Annotated in this window: 21 protein-coding genes and 1 pseudogene; 20 read left to right on the top strand and 2 right to left on the bottom strand. The window is 57.0% G+C overall.

Going from position 1 to position 26,763, the window contains the following annotated elements; all coding sequences use genetic code 11:
* Window positions 1-66: 66 nt before the first annotated feature.
* The 18 genes and pseudogenes from WLZ34_RS00240 (at window position 67) to WLZ34_RS00155 (ending at window position 20,903) form a co-directional block, all read left to right on the top strand.
* Window positions 67-1,527, top strand: coding sequence for a BMP family ABC transporter substrate-binding protein (locus WLZ34_RS00240; protein WP_434731397.1), 1,461 nt, complete (start codon window positions 67-69; stop codon window positions 1,525-1,527).
* 97 nt (window positions 1,528-1,624) lie between these two features.
* A complete protein-coding gene (locus tag WLZ34_RS00235; protein WP_434731396.1) occupies window positions 1,625-3,103 on the top strand; it encodes an ABC transporter ATP-binding protein in 1,479 nt (492 codons plus the stop codon).
* 2 nt (window positions 3,104-3,105) lie between these two features.
* Complete coding sequence (locus WLZ34_RS00230; protein WP_434731395.1) at window positions 3,106-4,194, top strand: ABC transporter permease; 1,089 nt, start codon at window positions 3,106-3,108, stop codon at window positions 4,192-4,194.
* Between the two features lie 4 nt (window positions 4,195-4,198).
* Entirely contained in the window at window positions 4,199-5,125 is a 927-nt protein-coding gene (locus WLZ34_RS00225; RefSeq protein WP_434731394.1) for an ABC transporter permease subunit, read from the top strand.
* Window positions 5,126-5,230: 105 nt separating this feature from the next.
* Window positions 5,231-6,043, top strand: a complete 813-nt coding sequence (locus tag WLZ34_RS00220; protein ID WP_434731393.1) for a hypothetical protein — start codon at window positions 5,231-5,233, stop codon at window positions 6,041-6,043.
* 180 nt (window positions 6,044-6,223) lie between these two features.
* Window positions 6,224-6,469 (top strand): ferredoxin, encoded by a 246-nt coding sequence (locus tag WLZ34_RS00215; protein ID WP_428726437.1) that lies wholly within the window; start codon window positions 6,224-6,226, stop codon window positions 6,467-6,469.
* An 88-nt stretch (window positions 6,470-6,557) separates the two neighbouring features.
* A pseudogene (locus tag WLZ34_RS00210) lies at window positions 6,558-7,766 on the top strand (M20 family metallopeptidase); the annotation flags it as partial.
* A gap of 72 nt (window positions 7,767-7,838) precedes the next feature.
* Window positions 7,839-9,350 (top strand): acetyl-CoA carboxylase biotin carboxylase subunit, encoded by a 1,512-nt coding sequence (locus WLZ34_RS00205; RefSeq protein WP_434731392.1) that lies wholly within the window; start codon window positions 7,839-7,841, stop codon window positions 9,348-9,350.
* A 145-nt stretch (window positions 9,351-9,495) separates the two neighbouring features.
* On the top strand, window positions 9,496-9,912 hold the full coding sequence (locus WLZ34_RS00200; protein WP_434731391.1) for an NADH-quinone oxidoreductase subunit B family protein: 417 nt from the start codon (window positions 9,496-9,498) through the stop codon (window positions 9,910-9,912).
* A complete protein-coding gene (locus tag WLZ34_RS00195; protein ID WP_434731390.1) occupies window positions 9,902-11,524 on the top strand; it encodes an NADH-quinone oxidoreductase subunit C in 1,623 nt (540 codons plus the stop codon). Before WLZ34_RS00200 ends, WLZ34_RS00195 begins: the two co-directional genes overlap by 11 nt.
* A 7-nt stretch (window positions 11,525-11,531) precedes the next feature.
* Window positions 11,532-12,233: an NADH-quinone oxidoreductase subunit I gene (locus WLZ34_RS00190; protein ID WP_434731389.1), complete on the top strand. Its 702-nt coding sequence runs from the start codon at window positions 11,532-11,534 to the stop codon at window positions 12,231-12,233.
* The gene (locus tag WLZ34_RS00185) at window positions 12,230-13,192 is read left to right on the top strand and encodes a complex I subunit 1/NuoH family protein (RefSeq protein ID WP_434731388.1); all 963 of its coding nucleotides are present in this window, start codon (window positions 12,230-12,232) and stop codon (window positions 13,190-13,192) included. The genes WLZ34_RS00190 and WLZ34_RS00185 overlap by 4 nt, the downstream gene beginning before the upstream one ends.
* Window positions 13,189-13,623: a hypothetical protein gene (locus WLZ34_RS00180; RefSeq protein WP_434731387.1), complete on the top strand. Its 435-nt coding sequence runs from the start codon at window positions 13,189-13,191 to the stop codon at window positions 13,621-13,623. The genes WLZ34_RS00185 and WLZ34_RS00180 overlap by 4 nt, the downstream gene beginning before the upstream one ends.
* 2 nt (window positions 13,624-13,625) lie before the next feature.
* A complete protein-coding gene (locus WLZ34_RS00175) occupies window positions 13,626-13,910 on the top strand; it encodes an NADH-quinone oxidoreductase subunit K (protein WP_434731386.1) in 285 nt (94 codons plus the stop codon).
* 3 nt (window positions 13,911-13,913) lie between these two features.
* A complete protein-coding gene (locus WLZ34_RS00170; RefSeq protein ID WP_434731385.1) occupies window positions 13,914-15,587 on the top strand; it encodes an NADH-quinone oxidoreductase subunit 5 family protein in 1,674 nt (557 codons plus the stop codon).
* Window positions 15,588-15,596: 9 nt separating this feature from the next.
* Window positions 15,597-16,913 (top strand): proton-conducting transporter transmembrane domain-containing protein, encoded by a 1,317-nt coding sequence (locus tag WLZ34_RS00165; protein WP_434731969.1) that lies wholly within the window; start codon window positions 15,597-15,599, stop codon window positions 16,911-16,913.
* Between the two features lie 96 nt (window positions 16,914-17,009).
* Entirely contained in the window at window positions 17,010-19,511 is a 2,502-nt protein-coding gene (gene ppsA / locus WLZ34_RS00160) for a phosphoenolpyruvate synthase (protein WP_434731384.1), read from the top strand.
* Window positions 19,512-19,571: 60 nt separating this feature from the next.
* Window positions 19,572-20,903, top strand: coding sequence for a GTPase (locus tag WLZ34_RS00155; RefSeq protein WP_434731383.1), 1,332 nt, complete (start codon window positions 19,572-19,574; stop codon window positions 20,901-20,903).
* On the opposite strand, the gene WLZ34_RS00150 is transcribed toward WLZ34_RS00155, so the two are convergent.
* Window positions 20,893-22,395 (bottom strand): metallophosphoesterase family protein, encoded by a 1,503-nt coding sequence (locus tag WLZ34_RS00150; RefSeq protein ID WP_434731382.1) that lies wholly within the window; start codon window positions 22,393-22,395, stop codon window positions 20,893-20,895. The genes WLZ34_RS00155 and WLZ34_RS00150 overlap by 11 nt on opposite strands.
* A 77-nt stretch (window positions 22,396-22,472) precedes the next feature.
* Between WLZ34_RS00150 and WLZ34_RS00145 the strand changes: the two genes are divergently transcribed.
* Window positions 22,473-24,032 carry a PINc/VapC family ATPase gene (locus tag WLZ34_RS00145; protein WP_434731381.1) on the top strand — a complete coding sequence of 520 codons (1,560 nt, stop codon included), beginning with the start codon at window positions 22,473-22,475 and terminating at the stop codon, window positions 24,030-24,032.
* Between the two features lie 2 nt (window positions 24,033-24,034).
* On the opposite strand, the gene hjc is transcribed toward WLZ34_RS00145, so the two are convergent.
* The gene (gene hjc, locus WLZ34_RS00140) at window positions 24,035-24,496 is read right to left on the bottom strand and encodes a Holliday junction resolvase Hjc (protein ID WP_434731380.1); all 462 of its coding nucleotides are present in this window, start codon (window positions 24,494-24,496) and stop codon (window positions 24,035-24,037) included.
* Between the two features lie 60 nt (window positions 24,497-24,556).
* Between hjc and WLZ34_RS00135 the strand changes: the two genes are divergently transcribed.
* Window positions 24,557-26,737, top strand: coding sequence for a metallophosphoesterase family protein (locus WLZ34_RS00135; protein ID WP_434731379.1), 2,181 nt, complete (start codon window positions 24,557-24,559; stop codon window positions 26,735-26,737).
* Window positions 26,738-26,763: the final 26 nt, after the last annotated feature.

Genomic DNA, 26,763 nt, shown 5'->3' with positions numbered 1-26,763 from the left:
ATATACATACGTTAGCTTTATATATTGCGCTTGTGGAAAATAACTATATCAAGACGGTGGAAGCCTATGAGTCCTAAAGTATTGACAACAATCTTCGTAATCATCATAATAATAGTCGGCGTAGCCGCGTTCTATGCCGGGACATCTATGGCACCTGCGAAGACCGTGACCCAGACTGTGGGGGCGGGTGGCACAGTAACGACAACAATAACTCAAACAATAACTCAGACACAGACACCTACATGGACCCCGCCCTCGACCATCAAGGCGGCATGGGTGTACGTGGGACCAATAGGAGACTTCGGCTGGACTTACGCGCACGACGTTGGTAGAAGGGTTACTCAGCAGCTCTACAAGGACTGGTTACAGACTACTTACGTGGAGAGTATTACTGCTGACCAGCTACCCTCGGTGATAGACAACCTCGTCTCCCAGGGCTACAACGTGATATTCACCACGAGCTTCGACTTCATGGAGAACACTATAAAGTCTGCTCAGAAGTACCCGAACGTCATATTCTTCCACTGCTCCGGCTACATGAGGGCTCCCAACGTAGGGACATACTTCGCTGACTTGTACCAGGCCTACTACCTCGACGGGCTGTTAGCCGGCGCTCTGACCAAGACCGGCCAAATAGGCTACGTTGCCGCAGTCGAGATCCCCGAGGTAGTCAGGCACATTAACGCCTTTGCCATCGGCGCTCAAGAAGTGGCACAGCAGCTAGGTAAGAACGTAACAGTCCACGTGATCGTGATCGGCGGGTGGGTCGCCCCAGACAAGGCCAGGCAGGCAGTGCAGACCCTGTTCCAGACTTACAACGTTGACACCTTCGCCTTTACAGAGGACACCCCCACCGTTATACAGACTGTCCAGCAGCTGTACGCGAGTACAGGGAAGCAACTCTACGTCTTCAGCCACTACTCACCAGGCTACACCTACGGTACTGACGTGGTCGTCTCCGGGCAGATCGTCCACTGGGAGACCATATACGTCGACATACTGGCCAAGATCAAGGCCGGCGTCTACACCCCCTACAACCTGCAGAACGTCGACTACTGGTACTTGATGAACACCGGCGCGGTCGACGCAGGTGCTCACATCTACTCGAACGGCTCCATCATGTACATCAACCCGAAGTTCGTGGACACTCTTAAGAGCATCATGGTGACCGACAAAGTGACCGGCATGAAGATGAGCGTCTACGACCTGTTCATGGAGAGGATGAGGGAGTTCCAGGAGGCGCCTATACTAGAGAACATACAGGAGCAGGCCGACTCCCACGTGTACGAGACAGTTGTCGGACTAAAGATACCTCCCGCTAAACCAGGCGTCTCCGAGCCCGCGACCGAGTGGAGTTGGAACGTGGCTCCAGTCTTCGACCCGTTCACAGGCCCGCTGACGTTCTGGAACATCTCCAACCCGAGCCAGCTCATTAACGTGCCGGCGGGAGCGAGGCTGGGACACGACGACCTGTGGTCGATGCAATACTACTTATACCCCGTCGTGCATAGAGTAGGTGCAATATAGCGGTAGCACAGTAGAGGCAGCGAGGTGGAGCGAAGTGGAGAAGACAGGTAACCAGGTTTTTTCCCAAACCCCTCCTCCTCAAACCCCTATCGTTAGAATGGAGAGCATAACCAAGAGGTTCCCGGGCTCGGTAGCCCTAGAGAAGGTAACAGTAGAGTTCGGCGAGGGCGAAATACACGCGGTCTTAGGGGAGAACGGCGCCGGCAAGTCTACACTAGTCAAGATCCTCGCAGGGATATACACGCCAGATCACGGCACGATCTACTACAAGGGCGAGAGAGTCACAATAGAGAACCCGATGAAGGCGCTGAGTCTCGGAATAGCCATGGTATCCCAGAGCCCGGTACTGATAAGCAGGCTGACAGTCGCAGAGAACCTGGTCCTAGGCATGAAGCAACTCGGCATCTTCGAGTCGCCAAAGAAGATCAGGAAGTACTTCGAGGAGGTCGCGAACAAGATCGGGATCAAGGTAGACCCCGAAGAAGAGGTCTGGAAGCTGACCTACACTCAGAAGCAGTTGGTAGAGATAGCTAGGGCGTTGATACTGAGGTCGAAGGTGATAATACTGGACGAGGCCCTCACATACCTCCCACTGGAGGAGAGGAGGAAGTTCTACAAGTACCTCAAGGAGTTCACCCAGCAAGGCGGCACAGTTGTGTTGATAACCCACAAACTAACGGAGGCCTTCGAGGTGTCAAACAGGATAACGGTCCTCAGGCGCGGTAAGCTCGTTGGGACAGTGAAGACGGGCGAGGTCGACATCGAGAGGGTCAGGGAGATGATGTTCGCTGAGAGGGCTAAGGAAATCACCTACGAGAGGCTCATGGACGGTAAACCATCTGAGCCGGTGCTGGAGGTAAAGGACTTGTGGGTCAAGAACGACTACGGGACTTACGCCCTTAAGGGAGTCTCGCTAACCGTGAATCGAGGCGAGGTGCTGGGAATAGCCGGCATAGTCGGTAATGGGCAGGCGGAGCTTGTTCAGGCGATAATGAGGTTACGCAACGTGGAGAGAGGAACAGTCCTGGTTAATGTAAAGGGCAGGAAGTATGTAATGCCCGACACCAAGACGCTGAGAGAGCTGGGTGTCGGCTACATCCCCGACGAGCCGCTGTCGCACGGTGTGTCGATAGACTTCGGTCTTAGAGAGAACATCGCTGTGATGCCCGGGTACACCGGCGCTGTGATCAACTGGAGTAGGCTAACACACCTGGCTAAGAAGTTCATTGAGGACTTCTCGATCGTCACCCCAGGGGCTAAGACCCCGTTGAAGTTCCTCAGCGGCGGCAACTTAATGAAGAGCCTCGTGGCGAGAGAGCTGGACTTGTCGAAACACCTCCTCGTAGCCTACAACCCGACCAGGGGTCTAGACGAGGTGACCAGTATCAAGGTCAGGAGGGTCATCAAGGACAAGGTGGTCAAGGAGAACATAGGAGTCTTAATGGTCAGCGAAGACCTGGACGAGATCTTCCAGGTGAGCGACAGAATAGCCGTTATAAACGAGGGCAAGATTGTAGGTCTATTTGAGGCGAAGTCGGCCGACAGATCCGAAGTAGAGCGCTTGATGGTGACTTAGAGTTGGTCAGCATAGTTGTAGTAAGGAGGGTCAAGCCGATACCCTACTTCGTCGTGCCGATATTCGCGCTAGTGATAGGAATAGTAGTAAGCATGGCCATACTCTTCTTCCTGACAGGATACATGGTGTGGCCTACTGACGTGCTCAAATCTATATGGGACGGGCTCACACACCCTAACGTGATCGCCAACATCTTCTTATTACTGACAATAATAGGGTTCTCGCTGGCTCTGAGCTTCAAGGGCGGCATCTACAACATCGGCGGTGAAGGGCAGTTCTGGATCGCCGCCTGGGTCATGGTGTACCTGGTCTTCACGACGCCCTACTTGACGTCGGAGGCGCCACTGGTCTCTAAAGTAGTAGTTCTACTAATAGGGTTCGCCGCCGGATTCGCTTGGGCTCTGGTGGCAGGCCTATTGAGAGGCTTCATAGGTGTAGACGAAGTCCCGCTGACTCTGATGATGAACTACGTCGCCTACTACCTAATCGACTGGTTCGTCATGATACCAGGCATGCCCTGGAGGGACGTCTACGGGTACGCCAAGACGAGGTCTCTGCCACAGAGCCTCCAGTACTCTATACTCCAGGGCTCCACGGTATCGGTGGAGATGATAGTGGTCACGATCCTGGCAGGGGTTATCGTGTGGCTCCTACTCGACTATACAAGGCTCGGGCTCACCATAAAGATACACGGCAGCAACGTGAAGTTGCTGAGGAGCGCCGGTTACAGCGTGCCTCTAACAGCCGCCGTAGCCCTAGCGCTCTCGGGCGGCTTCATAGGGCTGGCCGGCGTGGTTTACCTCTGCGGCGTCACTCCGAGTATCAGGATACCAGTCGAGACCAGCACCTCCGGGTTCGGCTACCTCGGGATACTTGTGACGTGGCTGTCAATGCTAGAGCTCTTCGCCGTGCCGATAGCGGCCTACGTCGTCAGCAGCTTGTACAACGCGGGCTTCACCCTCATGGCGATGAAGGGCATGCAGCAAGCGGGTGTTACAGCCGGCGTGACGAACGTCTTCATAGGCAGCGTACTGCTCATGTACGCGCTGTTGATAACGATATCGGAGTACAAGATAAAGATCGTGTGGTGAGACCATGTTCGACCCCTCTATTGCCACCCTCGCAGACCTAATAATTGCCTCGGGAGGGCTCTTCATAGCGTTCTACCTGATGGCGCTCGGGCACTCGGTGGTCGAGAAGAGCGGGATACTGAACCTGGCGATAGACGGAACCTTCGCGCTAACGGCTACGCTGGCCTTCTTCATGGACGTGTACTACAACAACAACCTACTGCTGTCCTTCCTTGTACCGGCTGTGGTCGCAATGCTCTTCGGGCTGTTCATGGCCTTCACACTGACGAAGTTCCCCGTTAGCCACGGCGCGGTCGGCCTATCGCTGATGTTCCTAATGTACGGCCTCGCGAGCATAATAGGGTACGGGCCGAGGATCGTCCAGGCCTCGCTACCCAACTTCTCGCCAGGTGTAGCCCTAACTGTAGAGGAGAGGGTCGCCGGCTACATGGTGATGCTTGCCCTAGGCCTGCTCACGTACTGGCTAATCGAGAAGACCAAGCTCGGCGTATCCATTAAGGCGTCGGGCGAAGACCCGGCTGCCGCCGAGTCTCTCGGAGTCAACGTGCTGGCGTCCAGGCTCATAGCAGCAGCTGTCGGGTTTGCCATGATAGGGCTGGGTGGCGCAGCCTACATGAACTTCTACGTGAGGTTGTGGGACGAGAGGTCGATCATACTAAGCGGCTACGGGTGGCTGGCGTTCGCTGTGGCCCTGAGCGGGGGTAGACACCCCCTAGTGGTGCTGCTAACGGCCTTCGTATTCTCCATTCTAGTACACTCGAGCCTCCAGTTTGTAGCGTGGTTCAACATCTCCAGGGAACTATCGTACTCTCTACCGTTCATCGTCGCGATAGCAGCTATGACGATATACATGGCAACACCTCTCAGGAGGATACTCGCACCGCCCAGGAGCCTCGGCAGGATCTACTTCAGAGAAGAGAGGACTGTTTGAGCAGAACGTCTTTTTCTCCTCTCCTCTCCTCCTTCGCTTTCCTCCACATTCTCTAATCCTTTAAACCCCTAGCGAGAATACGTCGGGTGCGAGGTGCAGGGTGGTTTGGAGAGGGTCTACAAGTTGGCTCTGGTCCTATTGGTCGCGGCGTTCGCACTGATAGCCCTGTCTTTCAGCCTCCCTCGCGAGTTTGGCCTAAAGAGGGCTTCCACGGTCAGGGTCAACGGTTTAGGTGAGGGATGGACAGCGATTTGGCTCGACACCAACGACCAAGTAACCATAACACTACCCAAGCTGTCGAACGGCACCTTCAGTATCACGGGCGAGGGCTACAACTACACCGACGTGTTCTGGGACACCGCCTCCTTTACTGTACTCTTCAAGGGCTCTAGCGGGCTCTACAACATATCTCTCGTGAGCGAGGTACCGCTAGACTACTTCAACGTAAGTGTGAGCGGCGCGCGTTTCACGTGGATCCATAACTTGCTGGCGGTAGCCGGCCTCGTTATGCTTGCGGCGAGCCCGGGCTCAATATTCTTTTACTACCTCACCAGGCAATACGCAGACACCAAGACAGACGTGGTCGGGGGGCTAACGCTTACATGTAAGACGAAGGGCTACGACAGACACGAGTGCCAGCTGAGGTTCCCCGCCCCCCTCGACGAGGGGGTTAAGACCAGGCTGCGCTCGGCCCTCTTAGACTTCTTCACCCGGCACAACTACGTGTACACCGAGTTGACGGGTGACCTCGTATACGCACGTCATCGGACAGGGAGAAACGAGGTGTTTATAAACGTGGGCCGGGAGGCGGTCACATTCGAATACCGCGTAAGGAAGTTCTTGGCGCGCGGGAGTGGAGACCTGGAGTGGGTCTTCGAGGAGGTTAGAGAGGTGGCTAGGGCTACACTAGGGTACTAGAGCCGATTAGGCGGCGTTGAGAAGGCAAGGGTTTAAACCGTCACAGTACTACGGTTTAAAGTGATGATGAGGAATCCTGGGCTGTCTTCTGGTGTAGAAGGCCCCGCATAGCTGAAGAGCCCCTAGTACGGCGGTAACATTTTTATTTTCAACCCTTCTAGAATAACCATGGTGCCGCGTATGGCCAAGTACAAGGTCGAGATCAACCCGAGAGAGAACTGTATATCGGACATGGTCTGTGTGTCGATATGCCCTGACGTGTTCGAGATGAGCACCGAGGACAACAAGACGCAGATAGTGGAGAAGTACAGGGCTGACAAGGCGAATATCGCAGTGGGCATCGTGCCCGAGGACTTGAAGAGCTGCGTTGAGGACGCTGCCGCGGCCTGCCCGGTTCAGATCATTCACGTGACGAAGGTCGAGTAAAGAAGCGCCGTGTTTTTTAACTCTAGCCTGCTCTTAACAGACGCTCTTTTAAGGGTGTCCGGCCACGACGACCCTACCCGAGTGGGTCGAAAAATTAATCGAGAAAACCCTGATCGACAGCATACGGTTCCCCACAGTCCTCGGCGAGAGTTACGAAGCAATGGTCGACTACTACAGGGAGGTGCTTAGCAGCCACGGCGTTCACGTAACGGTTCACAGAGTCGACGACGACTACGTCAGAAAGCACCTGCCTAGGGAGTACAACCCCGACAAGCCTAGGTACATACTCCTAGCCCGCGTCGGCAGTGGGGAGAGGGTCCTCCAGTTCAACGGGCACTACGACGTGGTGGCAGCCGGCGAAGGCTGGGAGACACCCCCCTTCCAACCCGTTGTAAAGGACGGCCTTGTCTACGGTAGAGGGGCTACGGACATGAAGGGCGGTATAGCCTCCGTTGTAGGCGCGCTCGCTTACGTGGCCTCTGGAAAGGAGCCGGGAATAGTCGTTGAAGCGGCCCTTGTACCCGACGAGGAGATAGGTGGGTTGACAGGGACTGGGTACCTGGTGAACGTTCTGGGTAGTCGGCCCGACTGGGCGGTGATAGCGGAGCCCAGCGGTATTGACAACATCTACATAGGTCACAGAGGCGGTGTCTGGGCGCTGGTCAAGGTCTACGGGGTTCAGGCTCACGGCTCGACTCCCTGGCTAGGCGACAACGCCTTTGAGAAGATGGTTTACCTGGCCAAGCTGTTCATAGAGGAGTACAAGCCACGCTTGGCAGTACGTAAGAGCAGGTTCGAATACGAGATGCCCGAGGCTTCTACGCCGACCCTCACGTTAGGCGGTAAGCTAATAGCCCCCGGGTCGATAAATATCGTGCCCGGCGTCGTCGGGTTTAGTATCGACAGGAGGTTGATCGTGGAGGAGAGAGCGGAAGAAGTGGTCGAAGAACTGAGGGGGTTCCTCGAAAACGCCTCTGCGAGGCTTGGAGTGAGGGCGGAGCTCGAGGTGATGGAGAAGTCGGAGCCCGCCCTGACAGACCCGGTCTCTCACCTCGTGAAGGTCCTCGAGGACTCGATCAATAGGACCCTCAACCTCAAGCCGAGGAAGACGATCTGCGTTGGAGGCCTAGACCTACGCTACTACGCGGCGAAGAACATACAGGTGGTAGCCTACGGCCCAGGGGAGGTCGGGATGGCGCACAAGGTCAACGAGTACGTAAAACTCGCGGACGTCGTCAAGGTGGCCGAGACATACGTGGACCTGATCTACCGACTTTTCCCCGGGACAGGTAGATAACGCTTTAAGACTACACACGATATCTTATACTCCGAGACACGGACGTTGCGGCTGTCTAGTGGTCGGGTGGTAATGCCTATCAGGGTCCTCATCGCTAATAGGGGCGAGATCGCAATAAGGGTGGCGAGGAGCGTCAGCGAACTGGGCTATACCCCGCTAGGTGTCTACACGTCCGTGGACAAGAACAGCCTGCACAGGAGGTTTGTGATCGAGGACTCAGAGGTCTCCAGCTACTTGGACATGGACGACATCATTGAGGCAGCCCTCCAGCTGGGCGCAGACGCGGTTCACCCCGGCTACGGTTTCCTGAGCGAGAACAGCGAGTTTGCAAGGAAAGTGATCGCCAAGGGTCTCGTGTGGATTGGCCCCCGCCCCGAAGTCATCGACAGGGCCGGGGACAAGCTGGGGTTGAAAGAGACAGCTCTCAAACTGGGACTGCCCACTCTCCCCTACCAGAGAGTCGAAGCCCCCGAGGACGTCCTGGAGTTCGCGAGGGATTACGGGTACCCGGTACTGCTGAAGGCGGCAGGCGGGGGAGGAGGCATAGGCATGAGGGTGGTGCGTAACGAGAAGGAGGCCGAGTCGAAGGTCTCGGAGTCCATCATGGAGGTCGAGAGAGCTTTCAAGGACCGTAGAATCTACGTCGAGCCTTACATCGAGAGGGGTAAGCACATAGAGGTCCAGATAATAGGCGACGGCGACAACGTCGTGCACCTGTACGAGAGGGAGTGCTCGGTCCAGTTCAGGTACCAGAAGATCGTGGAGGAGGCCCCCTCGCCATCTATAACACCGGAGACAAGGAGGGCGCTGGCCGGTGTCGCGGTCGAGCTCATGAAGAGCATAAGGTACGACAACGCGGGGACTGTAGAGTTCATATACGACGTTAAAACAGGTAAGTTCTACGTCATGGAGGTGAACGCGCGGATCCAGGTCGAGCACCCCGTTACAGAAATGATCACGGGTATAGACATCGTGAAGAGGCAGATAAGGGTGGCTTTCGAGGTCTCGCTGGACATCAGGCAAGAGGAAGTAACTTACAGGGGGCACGCGATCGAGGCGAGAATAGAGGCGCAGAACCCCCTCGACCTCTCGCCCTCAACGGGCTACATCACACGCTACATAGAGCCAGCGGGCCCCGGCGTTAGGGTGGACTCGGGTGTTGCGGCGGGGTCCTACGTCCCGATAGACTACAACCCGCTCATCTCGAAGGTCATCGCCTACGGCGGAGACAGGAGCGAGGCGATCTCGAGGCTGTTGAGGTCGTTGAACGAGTACGTGATCGAGGGGATACAGACAAACATACCGTTCGTGAAGGCCATCATAAACTCCCCCAGTTTCAGGGACGCCACGTACACGACCGCCTACGTGGAGCAGAGTCTCGGGGAGCTCTTCAAGCAAGTGGAGAAAGAGGTAGCGACTCACGCCCTGGCGACGGCTGTGGTGGCAGTCGTCAAGCCGGAGTTCAGCAGGACGTTGAGGGGCAAGCTAGTTAAGGAGAAACTCACCGAAAGCCGTGTGGAGTCGATCAAGAGGAGGGCCTGGACGTACTGGACCCTAACGAGGAGCAGGCTTAGGAGGAAGTGAGAGGTACCCGTATCCGCGTTCGGCTCTGCGAATACTTACACGAAGACCACTTTAATGATAGCCAGCCTTATGCGAGGGATATAACTGTCACTTCATAAATAACAATAGCGGATTAACTAACTAATTTTACACGAAGGCGCTTGACATGAGTTACTTCAGGAAGAAGAGTATTTGGGTATACCACTTCAACTCCGGCGGTTGTAATGGCTGCGATATTGAGTTCGTAGACGCCCTCACCCCGAAGTACGACGTGGAGAGGCTCGGAGTCCAGCTCGTATCAAGTCCTAGGCACGCCGACGTCCTCGTAGTGACAGGCCCTATAACAACGATGGCCGCTAGAGCTCTGAGGAACATCTACGAGCAAATGCCCGAGCCAAAGAAGGTCGTCGCTTTAGGGACGTGCGCCTGCACGGGAGGCATTTTCGCTGGGGGCTACAACGTGATCGGGGGTGCTGACAAGGTCGTACCCGTCGACGTAAAAATACCGGGCTGCCCAGCACACCCGGGCGTGTTCCTGAAAGCTCTCGCTAGTCTCGCAGGTGTCGAGCGGGATGGGGGGTAAGCTCGTCCAGGAGAAGACCAAAGTCTCGCGCGACGCCCTCCTGGATAGCGCAAGGCTCTTCATGAAGCAGGGGTTCAGCAACATCGTCGCTATAACGGGTGTAGACCGGAAAGAGAACATCGAGTTGATATACCACTTAGGCGACGAGCACGGGGGTATGGTTCACCTATCCGTTTCACTTCCCAAAGGTGACCCCGTCATAGACGACATTTCCAGCCTCAAACCTGGCGCTAAGGTCCTGGAGAGGGAGGTACACGACCTGTTCGGCGTCGAGTTCCGAGGTTTCGACGAGCTCGACAAGAGGCGGCTCCTCCTACCCGAGTGCTACCCGGAAAAAGCCCCACCCCCGCTTTTGAAGGACGTGGACTTGGACACCTTCAAGAAGTACATAGGAGACCCGATGGCCTGCGCTTACGAGGCGCTGACGCTCAGTGCCCCGCTATCGCCCGAGAGCGTTCTCGTCCCCATAGGCCCATACCACCCTGCTCTCAAGGAGCCCGAGTTCTTCAGTCTCGTCGTCGAGGGAGAGAGGATTAAAAAGGCGTTTGTAAGGATAGGCTTCGTCCACAGGGGCATCGAGAAGCTTGCGGAGTCTAGGACTTACATTAAGGACGTATTCCTGTTCGAGAGAGTGTGCGGGATCTGCAGCACCCACCACGCCTGGACCTTTGTCGAGGCCGTGGAGAAGCTGCTCAACGTGGAGCCGCCGCCGAGAGCGCAGTACTTGAGGACTCTTATAGCGGAGCTCGAGAGGATACACTCCCACTCTCTTTGGCTCGGTCTGATCGGTTACTGGATAGGCTTTGAGTCCATGTTCATGTGGGTCTGGGGGCTCAGAGAGACGGTAATGGGCCTGTTCGAGGAGCTTACTGGTAACAGGGTTCACAAGTCCTTCATAACGTTCGGCGGTGTTAGGATGGACATAAGCGATGAGAAAGTGAAGAAGGCCGCTACGAAAGTCTCGGAGTTTGAGAAACAGATCGACAGCGTTATGGAGACGGTGATGTCCTCAGACCTGTTCATGGAGAGGTCGAAGGGGATAGCCAAGTACACGCTTGAGGAGGCGAGGGCGTTCTCTGCGGTCGGCCCCGTGAGAAGGGCTACGGGCGACCCCTACGACATTAGGAGGATAGAGCCGTACGGTGCTTACGGCGAGCTAGACTTCGAGGTGAGGACCACTAAGGCCGGAGACGTGTACAACCTCGTCCTAGTCAGGCTCGGCGAGATAAAGGAGTCGGTCAGGATCATCAGGCAGATCGCCGAGAAAATACCCTCGGGTAACCCAGTTCCGCCTAAGCCGTTCCTCGGCGTCGTAAAGGAGGGAGAGGCGTACGCTAGGACAGAGGCCCCTAGAGGAGAGCTCTTCTACTACGTGAACTCCAACAATACCGCGTACCCGTACAGGGTTAAAGTGAGGACGCCGACCCTGCTGAACATCCAGTTGGCGGCACACCTTCTCGAGGGTGCCACGCTATCCGACTTCCCGGTGATAGTCACCAGTATAGACCCGTGCTTCAGCTGTATGGACCGCGTCCTCGTCTACGACGAGAGAGCTGGTTGTGCTAAGATAGCATCGGCCGAGGAGATCGGCCGGAAGTGGGCGAGGAGGTGAGCGACTCATGGTGTCGATGAGAGATCGCCTCCGATTGCTCGCTTTTACGCTGAGGAACGCTGTCTCGAGACCTATTACGGTCGATATTTCGAGGTCTGTCGAAAGAGAGGTCTTGAGGGGCTACCCGAAGGTCAACCCCGAGAAGTGTATTGGTTGCTCGCTTTGCGCTAGGTCGTGCCCCTCGGACGCCATAACAATGAAGGTCGTGGGCAAGCAGGTACTTGGCGGTAAGCAGGTTGACAAGAAGATCCCCTTCTTCAACTACTACAAGTGTATCTACTGTAGTTTGTGCTCGAACGTATGCCCAGTCAAGGCCATCGACATGATCAAGGGGACGCCGCTAGACGCCCTAGAGCAAGCGCCTTCCCTACTGTATGCTTCCTTGGTATTCGGGCACGAACTGAAGGTACTCGCGGCCTACGTCTCTATTCTGGTAGCACTGGCGGCCCTCTACCTGCTCTCGAGAGCGGTCTCGGCGCGGGGACGTCACCAGCCTGTCGCCTACGAGCCGTTCGCGGGGGGAGGCACGTACAATCGTAGGTGGGAGAAGTACTACGTGCCGAGTCTACTGAGGTTCGTGATGGTCTTCCTCTTGATCGAAATAGTGGTATTCGCTACGCTCATATACGAGACACCGGTGGTCCTCTTCCTGTCATTAGTGCTGTTCGTGGTAGCGCTAGCTATGGGGTTGAAGGGTGGCTTCACGTGATAGACGTACTGTTCTACGCACTCGTGTTCCCCGGGCTCGCCTTTACGGTCCTGCTAGCCTTCTGGTTCGAGTACGTAGAGAGAAAGCTCACGGCCCGTATACAGAAGAGGGTCGGGCCGCTCTACACGGGTTTTAAGGGCATACTACAACCGGTAGCCGACTTCGTGAAGCTTTTGCTGAAGGAAGAGCTGTCCCCCCGTACGACGGACAGGCTACTCTACGTCGCGTCGCCTATAGTAGCGTGCTCCATCCCTATACTCGGCATGACTATTTTGCCTATAACCGACCCGCGCTCACTACTCGGTTTCCGAGGAGACGTCTACTTCTTGCTGTTCCTGTTCATACTCGAGTCTTTTGCCGTAGTGTTGATGGGGATCGCCGTGTTGACGCCTTACACGGTCATTGGCGTCGGGAGGCACATTCTACAGTACACAATGTACGAGGGGGTCTTCATGCTCGCAGTGGCGTCGGTGGCCGTACAGACGAGGTCGGTTGGCATCGACCAGGTCGTCGCATACCAGGAGCTCCACGGCCCAATACTCCTATACCAGCCCCTGGGCTTCGTGGTGGCTGTGATAGCCCTGCTAGCGAAACTTGAGAAGAGGCCTTTCGACCTACCCCACGCCAAACAGGAGATCGTGACGGGGTGGATGACAGAGTACTCGGGCGCAAGCCTCGCACTGGTCAGGCTGTACTCCTACCTTAGCATGGTATGGAGCTCCTCGATCATCGCGGACATGTACCTCGGAGGCCCGGGCTGGCCGCTGGGAGTCGGCGGTTGGCAGGGCTTTCTCTTGTTCTTCCTAAAGTTGAACATCGTACTCGTGCTCCTCACCGTGGTCAGCGCGTCCACAGGGAGAATTAGAGTCGTGGGATTGACCAGGAGGTTCTGGGGATTCCTATACCCGCTAGCTGTTGTTCAGTTCGTCTTAGCTACCGTAATGAGGTATGCCTTATGACACCCGTCCTCTTTGCTCTCGTAGGCCTGGTACTCGTCTTTTGGAGCCTGCTTGCCAAAAGGCCTCAAGTCTCGATCGTTCTCATGGCAGCGGCCAGTGTCTTCGTAGGCCTATCTGTGTCCGAGCTAGTGGGCCACGTGGGCGGGCTCATCATAGCGTCGCTATATGTAAGCGTGCTCATCGTGTTACTAATGGTCTGGTTCATGGTCTCGACCGCGGAGACCCCGAAGACCGACGTATACTCGGTTCTAGCAGCCCTCTTACTGGTGTTGACTCTCGTAGCTGCTTCACTCGTCGTTTGGTTCGTAGAGCCGGAGATCAGCCCGAGACCAATCGCGAGAGGGGTCAGCTGGACAGACTACGTGCTTTTAACTGTTTTAGTCGTAGTCGCGCTGACGGGTGGACTATGGTTCGTGGAGGAGGCTGATTAACGGTGTTCGACGCTCTCACCTTGATCTCCCTTTCCATGGTCCTGGTGGGGCTGGCGGCGGTGGCCTCTACAAGGAACGTCGTCAAGGTTATACTAGGACTGCAAGCAATGTCTCTCGGAGGTCTCTTACTACTGTCGTACGCGTTCTCAGAGTCGGGCCTCTTGGCAAGGGACGTCGTACTACTCCTCAGCGTTGTAACAGCCGTGGTGGAGGTCTCCACTGTGACAGCCGTCCTCCTCTACTGGTTTAGGCTTAGGACTCTAGACACCAGGGCTGCCGGGGGCTGAGAGATGTACGCAAGCCTCACAATACTGACCCTAGCCTCTGGTATAATGCTGGTCTTGCTACTCCACAAATGGAGGAGAGCTGTAGAGCTGGTGAGCATACTCGCAACGGGTCTAGCGCTGTTGTTCTCGCTCCTATACTCCATTACGGGTGATGGTGGGGGCCTTCTCGCTCTGGGCTTTTTCGCGGACGGGCTGAGTAGACTGTACACCGTTACCCTGAACTTCCTAGGCCTCTTGATCGTGACGTACAGCCTTGGATACATGTCGGACGAGGAGGACTACACGAGGTACTACTCCCTCATGTTGCTCTTCATAGCTTCTATGAACCTCCTACTGCTCACGACGAACATAGTGGTCCTCTACGTCTCGTGGGAGTTGGTGGGAGTCTGCAGCGCCCTCTTGATCGCTTACTACTGGTGGAACCCTAGGGCGAGGAGCGCTGGCGTCAAGGCGTTCGTGGTGACCAGGGTGGGCGACATGGGTCTGATAGCCTTCGTGTCCACGGTAGCCCTGAAGCTCGGCTCCTTTGCTATACCGGACATCATATCCCACTACTCGCAAAGCCCTATCGAAGCCTACACTGCCTCTCTGCTACTACTGCTCGCGGCAGTCGGCAAGTCCGCTCAGTTCCCCTTACACATATGGCTACCCGACGCGATGGAGGGGCCTACGCCCGTGAGCGCGTTACTCCACTCCGCTACGATGGTCAAGGCCGGCGTCTACCTGGTCTCGAGGTTCTACCCTCTCTTCGCCTCCAGCGGGGCGGCTCTCGAGTTGATGCTCGCACTGTCGGTGGCCACGATATTACTGTCTGGCTTAGCCGCGCTGGCCTCCGTCGACGTTAAGCGGGTGCTCGCGTATAGTACAATAAACAACATCGGTCTTATGTTCCTAGCTCTGAGCGTGGGCAACTGGCTCATGGCGCAGCTGCACTTCCTATCCCACGCACTCTTCAAATCACTACTGTTCCTGTCGTCTGGGACTGTGACTAAGGGTGCGAAGACCAGGAGCATCGACGAGCTCGGAGGTATGTGGTCGGCTGGCTACGCGAGGAGCGGCTTCGGCTTCCTCGTCGGAGCCCTAAGCACGGCGGGGGTACCGCCCCTGCCCGGGTTTTTCACGAAGTCGGGCATACTCGTATCATTCCTCGAGAAGTACCCTGGGTGGGCGGGCCTCTTCTTCGCCCTATTCGTGTCGTTCATATCGCCCCTCTACATCTTCAGGGCCTTCTTCAGGGTATACACCGGGAAATCCCAAAGGCCGTCCGAGGTCTACGAGCCAGCCCCGATGGCCGTGACCGTGATGGCCCTCGCGGCCGCGAACTTGGCCGGGCCTATTATACTATGGGACGAGTACCGAGTCCTAAACCCCGCTGGCTCTTACGTGGTCGCGATCGACCCATACGACTTGTCGGCCCTAGCGTTAGGCGTAGTGATAGCGTGCTCGGCCTGGTACCTGGGCAAGCCGGGCTCGCTAAGGGTCGGGCTGAGGGGTCTGTCCGCTATTGCCAGGGAGGGCTTTTACTTCGACGCCTTCCTTGTCACGGCTGCTTCTTGCTCGGTTAGGTTCCTGGTGGAGGCGGCGGCATACCTTAAACAGACCAAGCCGCCTGCTCTGACTTTGTGGATAATGGGTTTCGTACTGGTGGCCTTCATGATTCTACTTGGTGTTTTCTAGGTGGTAGCCATGTTCGCCGAGTACGTGGCCCTAGCAGGCATTGTCGCCGTGTCCCTCACGCAGATCGCTCCGAGGAGACTCAGGGACTGGGCGGCCCTCGCCATAGGAGTGGCTACTCTAGCGTCCCTACTCTACTTGTCCGTGCTTGAGAGGTCGCTCGCAGGGCTAGTGGGCTTAACGGTCTCACTTGTGGGGATCGCGTCCTTGGTCTCGGCCTTCGGCCTGCTGGACGTGGGTAAGAGCGTGTTCACTCTGCTGGTATTGGCGGCGTGCTCGTCCTCGACGATACTGGCGTACGCGACCGACGCAGTGGTCGTCTTCATCGCGTGGGAGATCCTCAGCTTATCCGTCCTGTTCACCGCGGGCTACACGAAGTCGGAGGACAGCGCGAGTGCGGTAATCAAGTACTTGGCCGCGTGCTCTGCCGGCTCGCTACTGCTTCTGACGGGCCTGGCACTCGCGTTTGCGGAGACGGGTACAACTACCCTGGCCGGCCTCGCGGAGGCGTCGCCTCTAGCCAAACTACTCGTACTGGCCGGTGCCGGGGTGGAGGCCGCCCTGTTCCCTCTCGGGTTCTGGCTACCGGACGTCTACGCGGCCGCCCCCGAGCCTGGGGCAGCCGTGATATCGAGCGCTGCCACCGGTGTCGCAAGCATACTGCTTTACAGGATGGTCCTCGCCGACGCCCTAGTAGGCAGGGTCGTAGCGGTACTGGCGTCCCTCGGTGTAGTAGTCAGCGTAGCACACATGTACAAGGAGAGCGACCTCAGGAGAGTCGTGGCCTACTCTAGCATGTTCTCCTCTAACGCTATGCTCCTCGCGTTCTCGTCGAAAAACAGCCTCGCGGTATCGACGGCCCTCATTTACTACCTGGCCCACTCGCTATCCAAGACTTCCGCCTTCATACTGGCTGGGGGTCTACGTAGAGACTTCGGACACTCCAGCGTGCAGGACTTGAGAGGTGTGGCCTACGGTTGGGGGGCGATGAAGCTCAACCTAGCGCTCTCGTTGCTGGGGGTGCTCGGAGTACCCCCGCTCGTGTCCTTCTGGGGAGACTTCTACATAGCTGTCGGCCTGTTGGAGTCCAGCCCTACACTAGGCGTGTTGTTCTTGTTGACGTTGATAGCGCTGGTACCGGTAATACTGAGCGTGTTGTTCATGCTGGTGTCAGGGACCGGCGAGCCTAGACGCGACTCCTCCACTCCTGTCTACCTAGCTGTCTCCACGGCACTGAACGTACTGGCTGTAGCCCTATTCCCCCTGTACTCCTGGCTTCAACCGTACGCGGTTACGGTTAGAGGCCCTTCGGGGGTCTACGAGGGTTGAGTATAGACGCGTACATGTTTTTTACTCCGATAAAGTAAACTATTAAAACCCTACTTTGCGTATCACAGACTAGAGCCGCTCTAACCGGTGGAGTCTATGAGTCAGCCAAAAGAACAGAGGTTCGTTGTCTGGTTAGATGAAGTACGGAAAGAAGACACTCTGTTGGTGGGAGGCAAGAACGCTAACTTGGGCGAGATGATCGCTGCGGGCATACCAGTGCCGCCCGGCTTCGCCGTCACATCGTACGCCTTCAAGTACTTCCTCGACAAGACGGGCCTAGCCGAGAAGATCTACTCGATGTTGAACAAGCTCGACGTCAACAACACGAAGGAGCTGGAGGAGACGACCGCCAAGATAAGGCAGATGATCCTAGAGCAGCCCATGCCGCCGGAGGTTGAGGAGGAGATAAAGAAGTACTACAGGGAGCTAGCCAAGAGGCTCAACATGGAGCCGTCCAGGCTTAGGGTCGCTGTGAGGAGCAGCGCTACGGCAGAGGACATGCCCGAGGCCAGCTTTGCGGGCCAGCAGGACACCTACCTGAACGTGTACGGCGAGGACAACGTGGTCTACTACGTGAAGAGGTGCTGGGCCAGCCTATTCACGGCTAGGGCCACCTTCTACCGTGTAGCCCAGGGTATACCCCACGAGAAGGCGCTGATGAGCGTCACTGTCCAGAAGATGGTAAACAGCAGGTCTGCTGGAGTCATGTTCACTCTACACCCCGTGACAGGCGACGAGAACGTCATCGTGATCGAGGGAAGCTGGGGCCTGGGCGAGTCGGTGGTCGGAGGCAAAGTCACCCCCGACGAGTTCGTGGTCGACAAGGGCTCGCTCAAGATCGTAGAGTCCAAGATCAACAACAAGAACTTCGCGATCACCTTCGACCCTAGCAAGGGCAAGAACATCGACATAAGGTGGGACGAGGGCAAGAAGGCCTGGGTTCACGAGGGTAGCGTTGTCGAAGTCCCGCTAGCCAAGGCGGCCCAGCCAGACAAGAGCGCTCTCACAGAGGAGGAGGTCAAGAGGCTGGCCGAGCTGGGGCTACTCATACAGAAGCACTACGGCAGGCACATGGACATAGAGTGGGCAGTCGACATGGACTTGAAGTTCCCCGAGAGCGTGTTCATAGTCCAGGCGAGGCCCGAGACTGTGTGGAGCGTCAAGAAGGCCAAGGAGGCCGAGAAGAAGGTGGGCGCGGTGGAGGCCAAGAAGACGGTGAAGCTGGCCGAGGCCAAGATACTTGCGAAGGGGCTGCCGGCGAGCCCCGGCGTCGGCGCAGGCGTGGCTAAGGTGATATTCGACCCGAAGAGCAAGGAGGCCATGGAGTTCAAGCAGGGCGACATCCTCGTCACCAGGATGACCGACCCCGACTGGGTACCGCTTATGAAGAAGGCCGCCGCCATCGTGACCGACGAGGGTGGTATGACAAGTCACGCCGCTATCGTAAGCAGGGAGCTAGGCATCCCGGCGGTGGTCGGCACTGGTAACGCTACCAAGGCGATCCAGTCCGGTCAGGAGGTAACAGTCGACGGCGCTAGAGGCGTCATATACGAGGGCATAATAGAGGAGCTGGTCAAGCCCAAGGCCGCGCCAGAGCAGGCGGTGGCCGGCGCAGTTGTCGCAGCCGTGGGCATAAGCCCGGAGCAGCTCCTGCCACTCTACCCGGTAACGGCCACGAAGATATACATGAACTTGGGAGAGCCCGATGCGATCGACAAGTACAAGGACCTACCGTTCGACGGCATAGGGCTGATGAGGATAGAGTTCATCTTCACGGACTGGATAGGCTACCACCCAATGTACCTAATAGAGACGAAGCAGGAGGACTTCTTCATCAACAAGCTGGCCGCCGGTATCGCCAAGGTAGCACAGGCGATATACCCGAGGCCGGTGGTCGTCAGGTTCAGCGACTTCAGGACGAACGAGTTCAGGGGCTTGAAGGGAGGCGAGAAGTTCGAGCCGGACGAGAGGAACCCGATGATCGGCTGGAGAGGCGTCAGCAGGTACATCCACCCGAAGTACGAGGCCGGCTTCAGGCTGGAGGTCAGGGCTATCAGGAAAGCTAGAGAAGAGATGGGGCTCACGAACGTCTGGGTCATGTTCCCGTTCGTCAGGACGCTGTGGGAGGTACAGAGGGTCGTCAAGATACTCGAAGAGGAGGGTCTCAAGAGGAGCAAGGACTTCAAGGTCTGGGCCATGGCGGAAGTGCCTAGTGTGGCGATACTCGCGGACAAGTTCGCCGAGTACGTGGACGGCTTCAGCATCGGTAGCAACGACCTGACACAGCTAGTCCTGGGCGCCGACAGGGACAGCCAGATACTCGCCGAGATGGGCTACTTCGACGAGAGAGACCCGGCGGTTCTCGAGGCCATAAGGATGCTGATCGAGAAGGCGCACAGCAAGGGTGCCACCGTCAGCATCTGCGGGCAGGCCCCCAGCGTGTACCCGGAGTTCACGGAGTACCTGGTGAGGCTGGGTATCGACAGCATAAGCGTCAACCCCGACGCAGTCGTATCGACCAGGAGGCTCGTCGCCAGCATCGAGAGAAAGATCATGCTCGAGAAGCTCGACGCCATCCTGAAGAAGACGAACCTCTAACCACTATAGGCAAACTAAAGTTTTTTATTCATACCCTCTATTCTTCTACATGGTGTATATATGCCTAAGAGAGTCGTGATTATAGGCGCGTCTGGTAGGGACTTCCACAACTTCAACGTGTACTTCAGGGACAACCCAGAGTACCGCGTAGTGGCGTTCCTCCAGACACAGATAAAGGGGCTGAAGACGAGGGTCTACCCTCCAGAGCTCGCCGGCAGGCTGTACCCGAACGGGATACCAGTTCTCGGGGTAGGGTACATAGAGGAGCTCGCCAAGAACCCCGGCTTCGAAGAGGCGGTTTTATCCTACAGCGACCTGACGTTCCAAGAGCTCGGCGAGGTAGTCTCCAGAGTCCTTAAGACTGGTGCCAGCTTCAGGATTCTCGGTTTCAAAGACACGATGCTGGAGAGCATTAAGCCCGTTATAGCTGTGACGGGTGTGAAGACGGGTGTAGGGAAGAGCAGTGTCTCCCGCGAGGTCGCGTTAGAGCTCAAGTCCAGGGGTTTAAGGGTGGGTATTGTTAGGCACCCTATGCCGTACAGCGAGGTCTTCTATCCCGTTCAGAAGTTCGGGACGTTCGACGACCTCGGCAAGTACTTGATCACCGTGGAGGAGAGGGAGGAGTACGAGCACTACCTGAAACTGGGGTTCACAGTCTACGCCGGAGTAGACTACGGCATGATCCTGAGAGAGGTCGAGAAGAGCAGCGACGTCATCCTGTGGGACGGGGGCAACAACGACTTCCCGTTCTACAAGCCAGACCTGTACATCACAGTGGCCGACGCTATGAGGCCGGGTATTGAGACGTCGGCTTTCCCGGGCATGGTGAACCTCCTTGCCTGCGACAACGTGGTCATTAACAAGGCCGACCAGGCGACAAGGCAGGTGCTGGACAGCCTCGTGGAGAGAATCAAGGCCTTGAACCCGAGGGCCGAGGTGAGCGTAGCCGTCAGCGACGTGCACATAGAGGAGGGCGAGCCGAAGGGGGTTAGAAGAGTCGTCGTTGTCGAGGACGCCCCCACCGTGACGCACGGTGGTGCCGGCTACGGCGCCGGCTACGTGGCGGCTAAGAAGTACGGGCTCGAGGTCGTCGACCCACGCCCCTACGCGAGGGGCTCCCTGAAGGCGGTGTACGAGGAGTTCAGGGGTATAGGGCCCGTAGTACCCAGTATGGGGTACAACCCTGATCAGTTGAGGGACCTAGAGGAGACCTTGAACTCGGTACCGGCGGACGCCGTCTTGCTCGCCACACCCAGCGACCTCACCAAGCTTATAAGGCTGAACAAGCCGGCTCTACACGTGTCCTTCAGGGTACGCGTGGTAGAGGGCCCTACTTTCAAGGACATAGTGGACAAGTTCCTGGAGAGGGCCGGTAAAAAATTCATTTTCTAGCCCTGGCCCTCCTAAGGTACAGGTAGGTCAGGGCGAGCACGAACAGTAGGACTACAACCGCCGTCACAACGCCCCGGGTCACAGTCTCCTCGGGAGACCCTGTCGATACTTGCGTCGCCGTGGTCGTGGTTGTCGTAGTAACGGTAGCGGTCGGAGACGTTGTCACCGTGGTAGTAGTCGTGGCCGTAGTAGTGGTTGTTGTAGTAGTTGTGGATGTCGTAGTGGTCGTGGTGGTCCACGTGGTTGTAGTCGTTCTCACAGTAGTCGTGGTCTGCGTGGGCTGTACAACCAGGGGTGGCGAGACCGCGGTAACACCCGACAGGTTTAAGGCGGAGAGGTCTGCTACCCCTGCTCTGACCTCGACCACGGTCGCCTCGTAGGGCCTGTCGAGGCTCTGCACGTAGACGTAGGCGTTGGTCAGGTTCGTCCTGATCGCCTTGCTCGACTCGTCGTACGCGGCGTAGGACAACGAGTTGGCTGGAGCGAAGCCGACGAGGTAGAGGACTGTGCTACCGGCTGTCCAGACCAGCCTGACAGGCACTTCTCTGTAGTTCCCGTAGACGTCCAGCTTGGTGTTGTTCACAATGAAGCTGGTCGAGTCGGCTACTCTAACTGTAACGTTGCCCGAGCCTGGCCCCGCCTTCAGCGGTATGTAGCTGTACTCCCCGGTCGGGTAGAGTACTAGGACGACGTAGTTGTAGGTCGACGAGCAAAATGTAGCGTTGGCCGACGAGCAGCTGTAGAGCGGCGCACCCCCACCACCCGTGACGAGCCAGAGTGAGCTGGGCGTCGTGTTCTCGGCGTAGCCGTGCCAGTGGCTCTGCAGGACTATTCTCGGCGGTGCGGGGAGGGAGGATACGAAGTTCAGTATCGCACCGGCCTTGTCTGGCTCCTCGTCCTGCATGTTGTGGCCAACGTAGGGGTAGATAGGCCTGTGGTAGGCTAGGATTAGCGACCTGTTGCCAAGACCGCTCAGCGTAGCGTTGAGCCCGTAATAGAGGTCGTTGAGAGACCCCTCAACGTTGAGCGAGGCGATCCTCCACCCGGGTATGTCGTCGAAGACGACGGTCGTGTTCCCCACGTACGCCGCGTAGTAGCTCCAGGAGTCGGGGCCGTAGGCCACGTCGTGGTTGCCAATGACCGGTATGAAGTTGTCGATTCTAGCCTGCGACAACAGGTTGTAGAACGCCTTGTACTGGTCGAGAGTACCGAATGACACGAAGTCGCCTCCACCGATCACCGCCTGGGGGTATATCCCGCTGACCTCGTTCAGTATTTCCACGAAGACCGTTGGGTACACCAGCGAGTAGGGGCCCGAGGTATACGAGGGTCTATTGTCTCCCCACGCGACCAGCACGTAGTAGGGTAGGTTCTGCGGGAGAGGTCTAGAAGTGGCCTGCTGGAGGGGCTGCGCCCCCTCGGCGTGTACTCCCAGGGCGGTGGTCAACGTCAGGAGCAGCAATAACGCGGCTATCCCAGGCCTCACCTGCACATCACCGATACTAGCTTGACTAGGCGAGCTTTAAAACCTGTTTTCCGATTAGCAAGCACTGTAATGGTGGATAGGTAGTGGGTATAAGGCTTGCCGGCGAGACTGTCGCTGTGCCGGACTTGACGGCGATCGTCCAGGGAATAGTCTCTAAGCTAGTAGGGGAGGGGCGGCTCAGGGGTAGAGTAGTGGTCAGGAAGGAGATAATTGCCTACCTCGAGCAGGCCGCTCTGAGGGACCAGGCAGTAGGGTACGCGGGGCTGGAGGAGCTGAAGAGGCTAAGAGAGCTCAGCGCGAGGGGGCTCATAAGGCTGGAGTACACGGGAGACGAGTCGGTGTACAAGACGAGGGAGCTCGACGAGAGCGCCCTTAACATGGTTGTGAGAGACTACGCCATGCAGGTGGGGGGCATAGTCGTGACAGGGAGCAGGGTCGCGAAAATGGTCGCTGAGGCTATGGGTGTCGACGCCCTCTTATACGAGCCCGAGAACCGGGTCCACCTATCCTTCGAGAGGTTCTTCGACGAGAACACGATGAGCGTCCACATAAAGGAGAACACCCAGCCTGTGGCCAAGAAGGGAAGGCCGGGCGACTGGAGCTACGTCAGGCTCTCCGACGGCGTCTTGACGAGGAGGGAGATAGAGCAGATTGTCAACGAGATCGTCGAAGAGGCGAGGAGGAGGGAGGACAGCTTCATAGAGATCGACAGGCCGGGGTCTTCCATAATACAGCTCGGCCTGTACAGGGTAGTCGTAACGAGGCCGCCGATGAGCGACGGGTGGGAGTTGACCATAGTGCGCCCGCTCAAGAAGCTTAGGCTCGAAGACTACAACCTACCGGCCAAGCTGATAAGCAGGCTTAACGAGAGGGCCGAGGGCATACTAATAGCGGGGGCGCCAGGTATGGGGAAGACGACTTTCGCGCAGGCGCTTGCCGAGTACTACTTCAGGAGGGGCAAGATCGTGAAGACAGTCGAGAGCCCTAGGGACATGGTACTGCCGGAGGAGGTCACCCAGTACAGCAAGACGTACGCCGACGCGAGAGAGCTACACGACATACTACTCCTCTCCAGGCCGGACTACACGGTCTTCGACGAGATGAGAACCGACGAGGACTTCAAGCTGTACGCGGACCTGCGGCTGGCGGGCATCGGGATGATAGGCGTCGTCCACGCGACCAGCCCCATAGACGCTATCCAGAGGTTCATTGGGAGAGTCGAGCTAGGCATGATACCCTCCCTGGTCGACACAGTGATCTTCATAAAGAACGGGCTCGTCGAGAAGGTCTACGACGTCAGGATGACAGTCAAGTTGCCCACAGGGTTAAAGGAGGCGGAGCTCTCAAGGCCCGTAGTGGAGGTCAGGGACTTCATGACCGACGAGCTGGAGTACGAGATATACACCTTCGGCGAGCAGACGGTGGTCGTCCCCGTCAAGAAGCTAAAGTTCGGGAGGCAGGAAGGCCACAGGCTGTACTCCCAGCTCGAGAGGCTCTTCCCCGGGGCTAGACTCGAAGAGGTAGAGGACGGGGTTGTCATATCGATACCCAGAGACTCGGCCAACAAGTACGTAAAGTCCATGAGGAAGCTTAGGAAGCTCATGGAGAAGTACAAGGTGAACATAAGAGTCAAGCTCGAGTAGCCCTAGCTCTTCAGGAACTCTCGGAGAGGCCTCACCCCTAGCGCCATGGCCACCAGGTTGTCTATCCTCAGAAAGCTACCCTCCCGCAGGTTGCCGAGTGAGAGCTTGTAATTGCCCCCAGACGTCTCCACCAGCTCCTTCACGGGTACGAACATCCACTCTCCTCTCCCTACGATCTTGACCGCTATGAATGCGGAACCTCCCGACCTCCTGACAAACTCTACGAGTTTTTGGACTTGCTCTCTTTGAATGTACAGAGTCTTTTCCCCTGCCCTAGTGGATTTGACCTCGAAGGCGAAGACTTGACCGTTCATGATAGCGACCACGTCGGGGTATAGTACCCTCTTGGCTTTCGAGCCGCTTGCCGGGGCCCTCATGACGGCGAACCCTCTCTCCCAGAGCCTCCTGGCGAGGTCTCTCTCGTGCGCGAAGCCCCTCTTCCTGTTAGACAAACTCCTACCCACGCTCGTTAAGTTTATTTGACTTGGCTACGAGAGTATAAAAATGTCGTTTCGGTGAACCTCATGGGCAAAAAAGTCGTTCTTACGACTATAGTCCTCTCACTATTATTAGCATTAACAGTCATGCCGTCGCAGGCGGCTCTAGCGAGCGAGACCCCGGTACTACCCAGCGTAGTCTACAAGCCCTGGACCGCGCCGGCAGCAAACGTGTCGATGAACAAACCGGCCGTAGCGCTCCCCGGCGACACGGTCTACGTCAAGCTGAAGGACGAGTACGCGGGAGCAAGCATCACGGGCGGATACATCTGGACCGTGAAGCTCGTGGGCAACGCCCTAAAGCTGTTCAACTACACTATAGCAGCCACATTAAGTGGCGGCGTCGTGTCTGTAAAAGTGCCGAACGAGGCCGAGGGCGGCGTCTACGACATCGTTTTGACGGGTGGGCAGACGCTCTACCTGCCTAGAAGCCTGTGGGTCATCAAGACTCTGGGCGACGTCCTCAGGATAGTCCACATCTCGGACCAGCACTACGGTGCCGGGCAGCCCAATATAACAACAGGCGACATGAACAGGTTTTCGAGCTACCTCGTCACGGGCCTGTTCTCCCCCGACCTAGTCATAGACACAGGAGACGTAGCCGACACCGCCTCAGCCCCACAGTACGAGCAGGCCGTGGGCTTCGAGTACGCCTTCCTATACAGCTTCCCGATATTCGGCAACCCGGGCAATCACGACATGCCGAACGACCAGTACTACAAGTACCTCGGCGACACCCAGTGGTATAGGGTCATAGGCGGCAAGGTGCTCATCGTAGCGGTTAACACGAGAGAAGCGGGCTACTTGGACTGGGACCAGCTGGTCTTCTTAGAGAGCACCTTAAAGCAGTTCTCGAACGTGCCCATCAAGATACTCTTGATGCACCACCCGATGTTCTACTACCAGGGGGAGCTGATAACGAGTAGCGACGACAAACAGACGTTGGGACCCTACGTGTCCGGCGGGCCGTGGACGCCCGTCAGTAGCTACTGGAGCGGAAACATGACGAGCTTCTTCTACACGCTCAGGCTCATAGAGGACTATAACATAACCTACGTCCTCGCCGGCCACGTCCACAGGGACTTGTTCGTCAAGTACGTCAGTACCCGGACTAACACCACGACGTACTTCTTGACAATAACCACCAGCGCTATGGGCTCAGCCATCTACGACGGCATAGACTACTACGGGCTGGACACGAAGACGGGAGACCTCCAGTTCTTGGCTAAGCCGCCTACGTTCATCGGTTTCAGTAATATAACGGGCGACCTGGCAAAGAAGTACAAGCCCAACCTCGCCATGAACTCGCTACCCATCGGAATATACCCGCCTAGGAACAACTACGGAGTCGAGAACCAGTCCTTCGTGCCAGCTGTACTCCTGCAGACACCCCACGCCTACATTGTGAAGGCCTACAACAACCTCAGCTACCTCAAATTGTCCGGAGTGGTGGTCTGGTCCCTCCCGTGGGCTGGGGACTTGGTCTTCAAGCTACTGAACGCGACGGGCGGCGCGAGCGTCCAGGTTGTCGACAAGTTGCTAGTGGGAGACAGGCTGTTCGTGGCCCTGAACATAAGTCTCCCGTACGGCTCAGGCCTCGAGTTCGCTCTGGCTAACATGGTTGACGAGGAGCCTCCCCAGGTCAGTGTAAAGCTCACAGTCCCGAAGGTGCCAACCCTGGGCAGGCAGCTAATGGTCTACCTCGACCTGACAGACAAGGGCTGGGGCCCGAAGAACATAACGGTGACCTACACGTACGACGGCAACACTGTCACCATACAGCCCACCCTCAGTAGCCCCGGCACCCTCGCCTACAGCTTCGACACCTACACTTACCTGCTCACACTCCCATCACCCAGCGGCGAGCAGCCAACCATCGCCTACTTGAACGTTACTGGCTATGACAACGCTGGTAACAGGGTCGATGCCGCGTTCGTGATATACTTCTACCCACAGGGCCAGACACCCACCACTACACCCATCGTGCCCATTACCACTACTACGACCACCACGACTACTACGACTACTACAACAACCACAACTACTACGACCACGACGACAACCACCACGACCACCACTACTACTCCCCTACCAACTCAGGCGACGGGCCCAGGGGCACCCTCGTCAGTAACCGTGCTGACTCTTGTCGCGGTCGCCGCGATCATAGTAGTGGTGGTAGCGCTCCTTCTACTGCGTGGTAAAAAATAGAAGGCAGAATACATGAAAACATTTTT

The sequence above is a fragment of the Thermogladius sp. KZ2Tp1 genome (assembly GCF_051131135.1).
In the GTDB taxonomy this organism is placed as follows: Archaea; Thermoproteota; Thermoprotei_A; order Sulfolobales; family Desulfurococcaceae; genus Thermogladius.
Note: the sequence above shows the minus strand (reverse complement) of the source record. Positions and strands in the feature narration are given on the sequence as shown.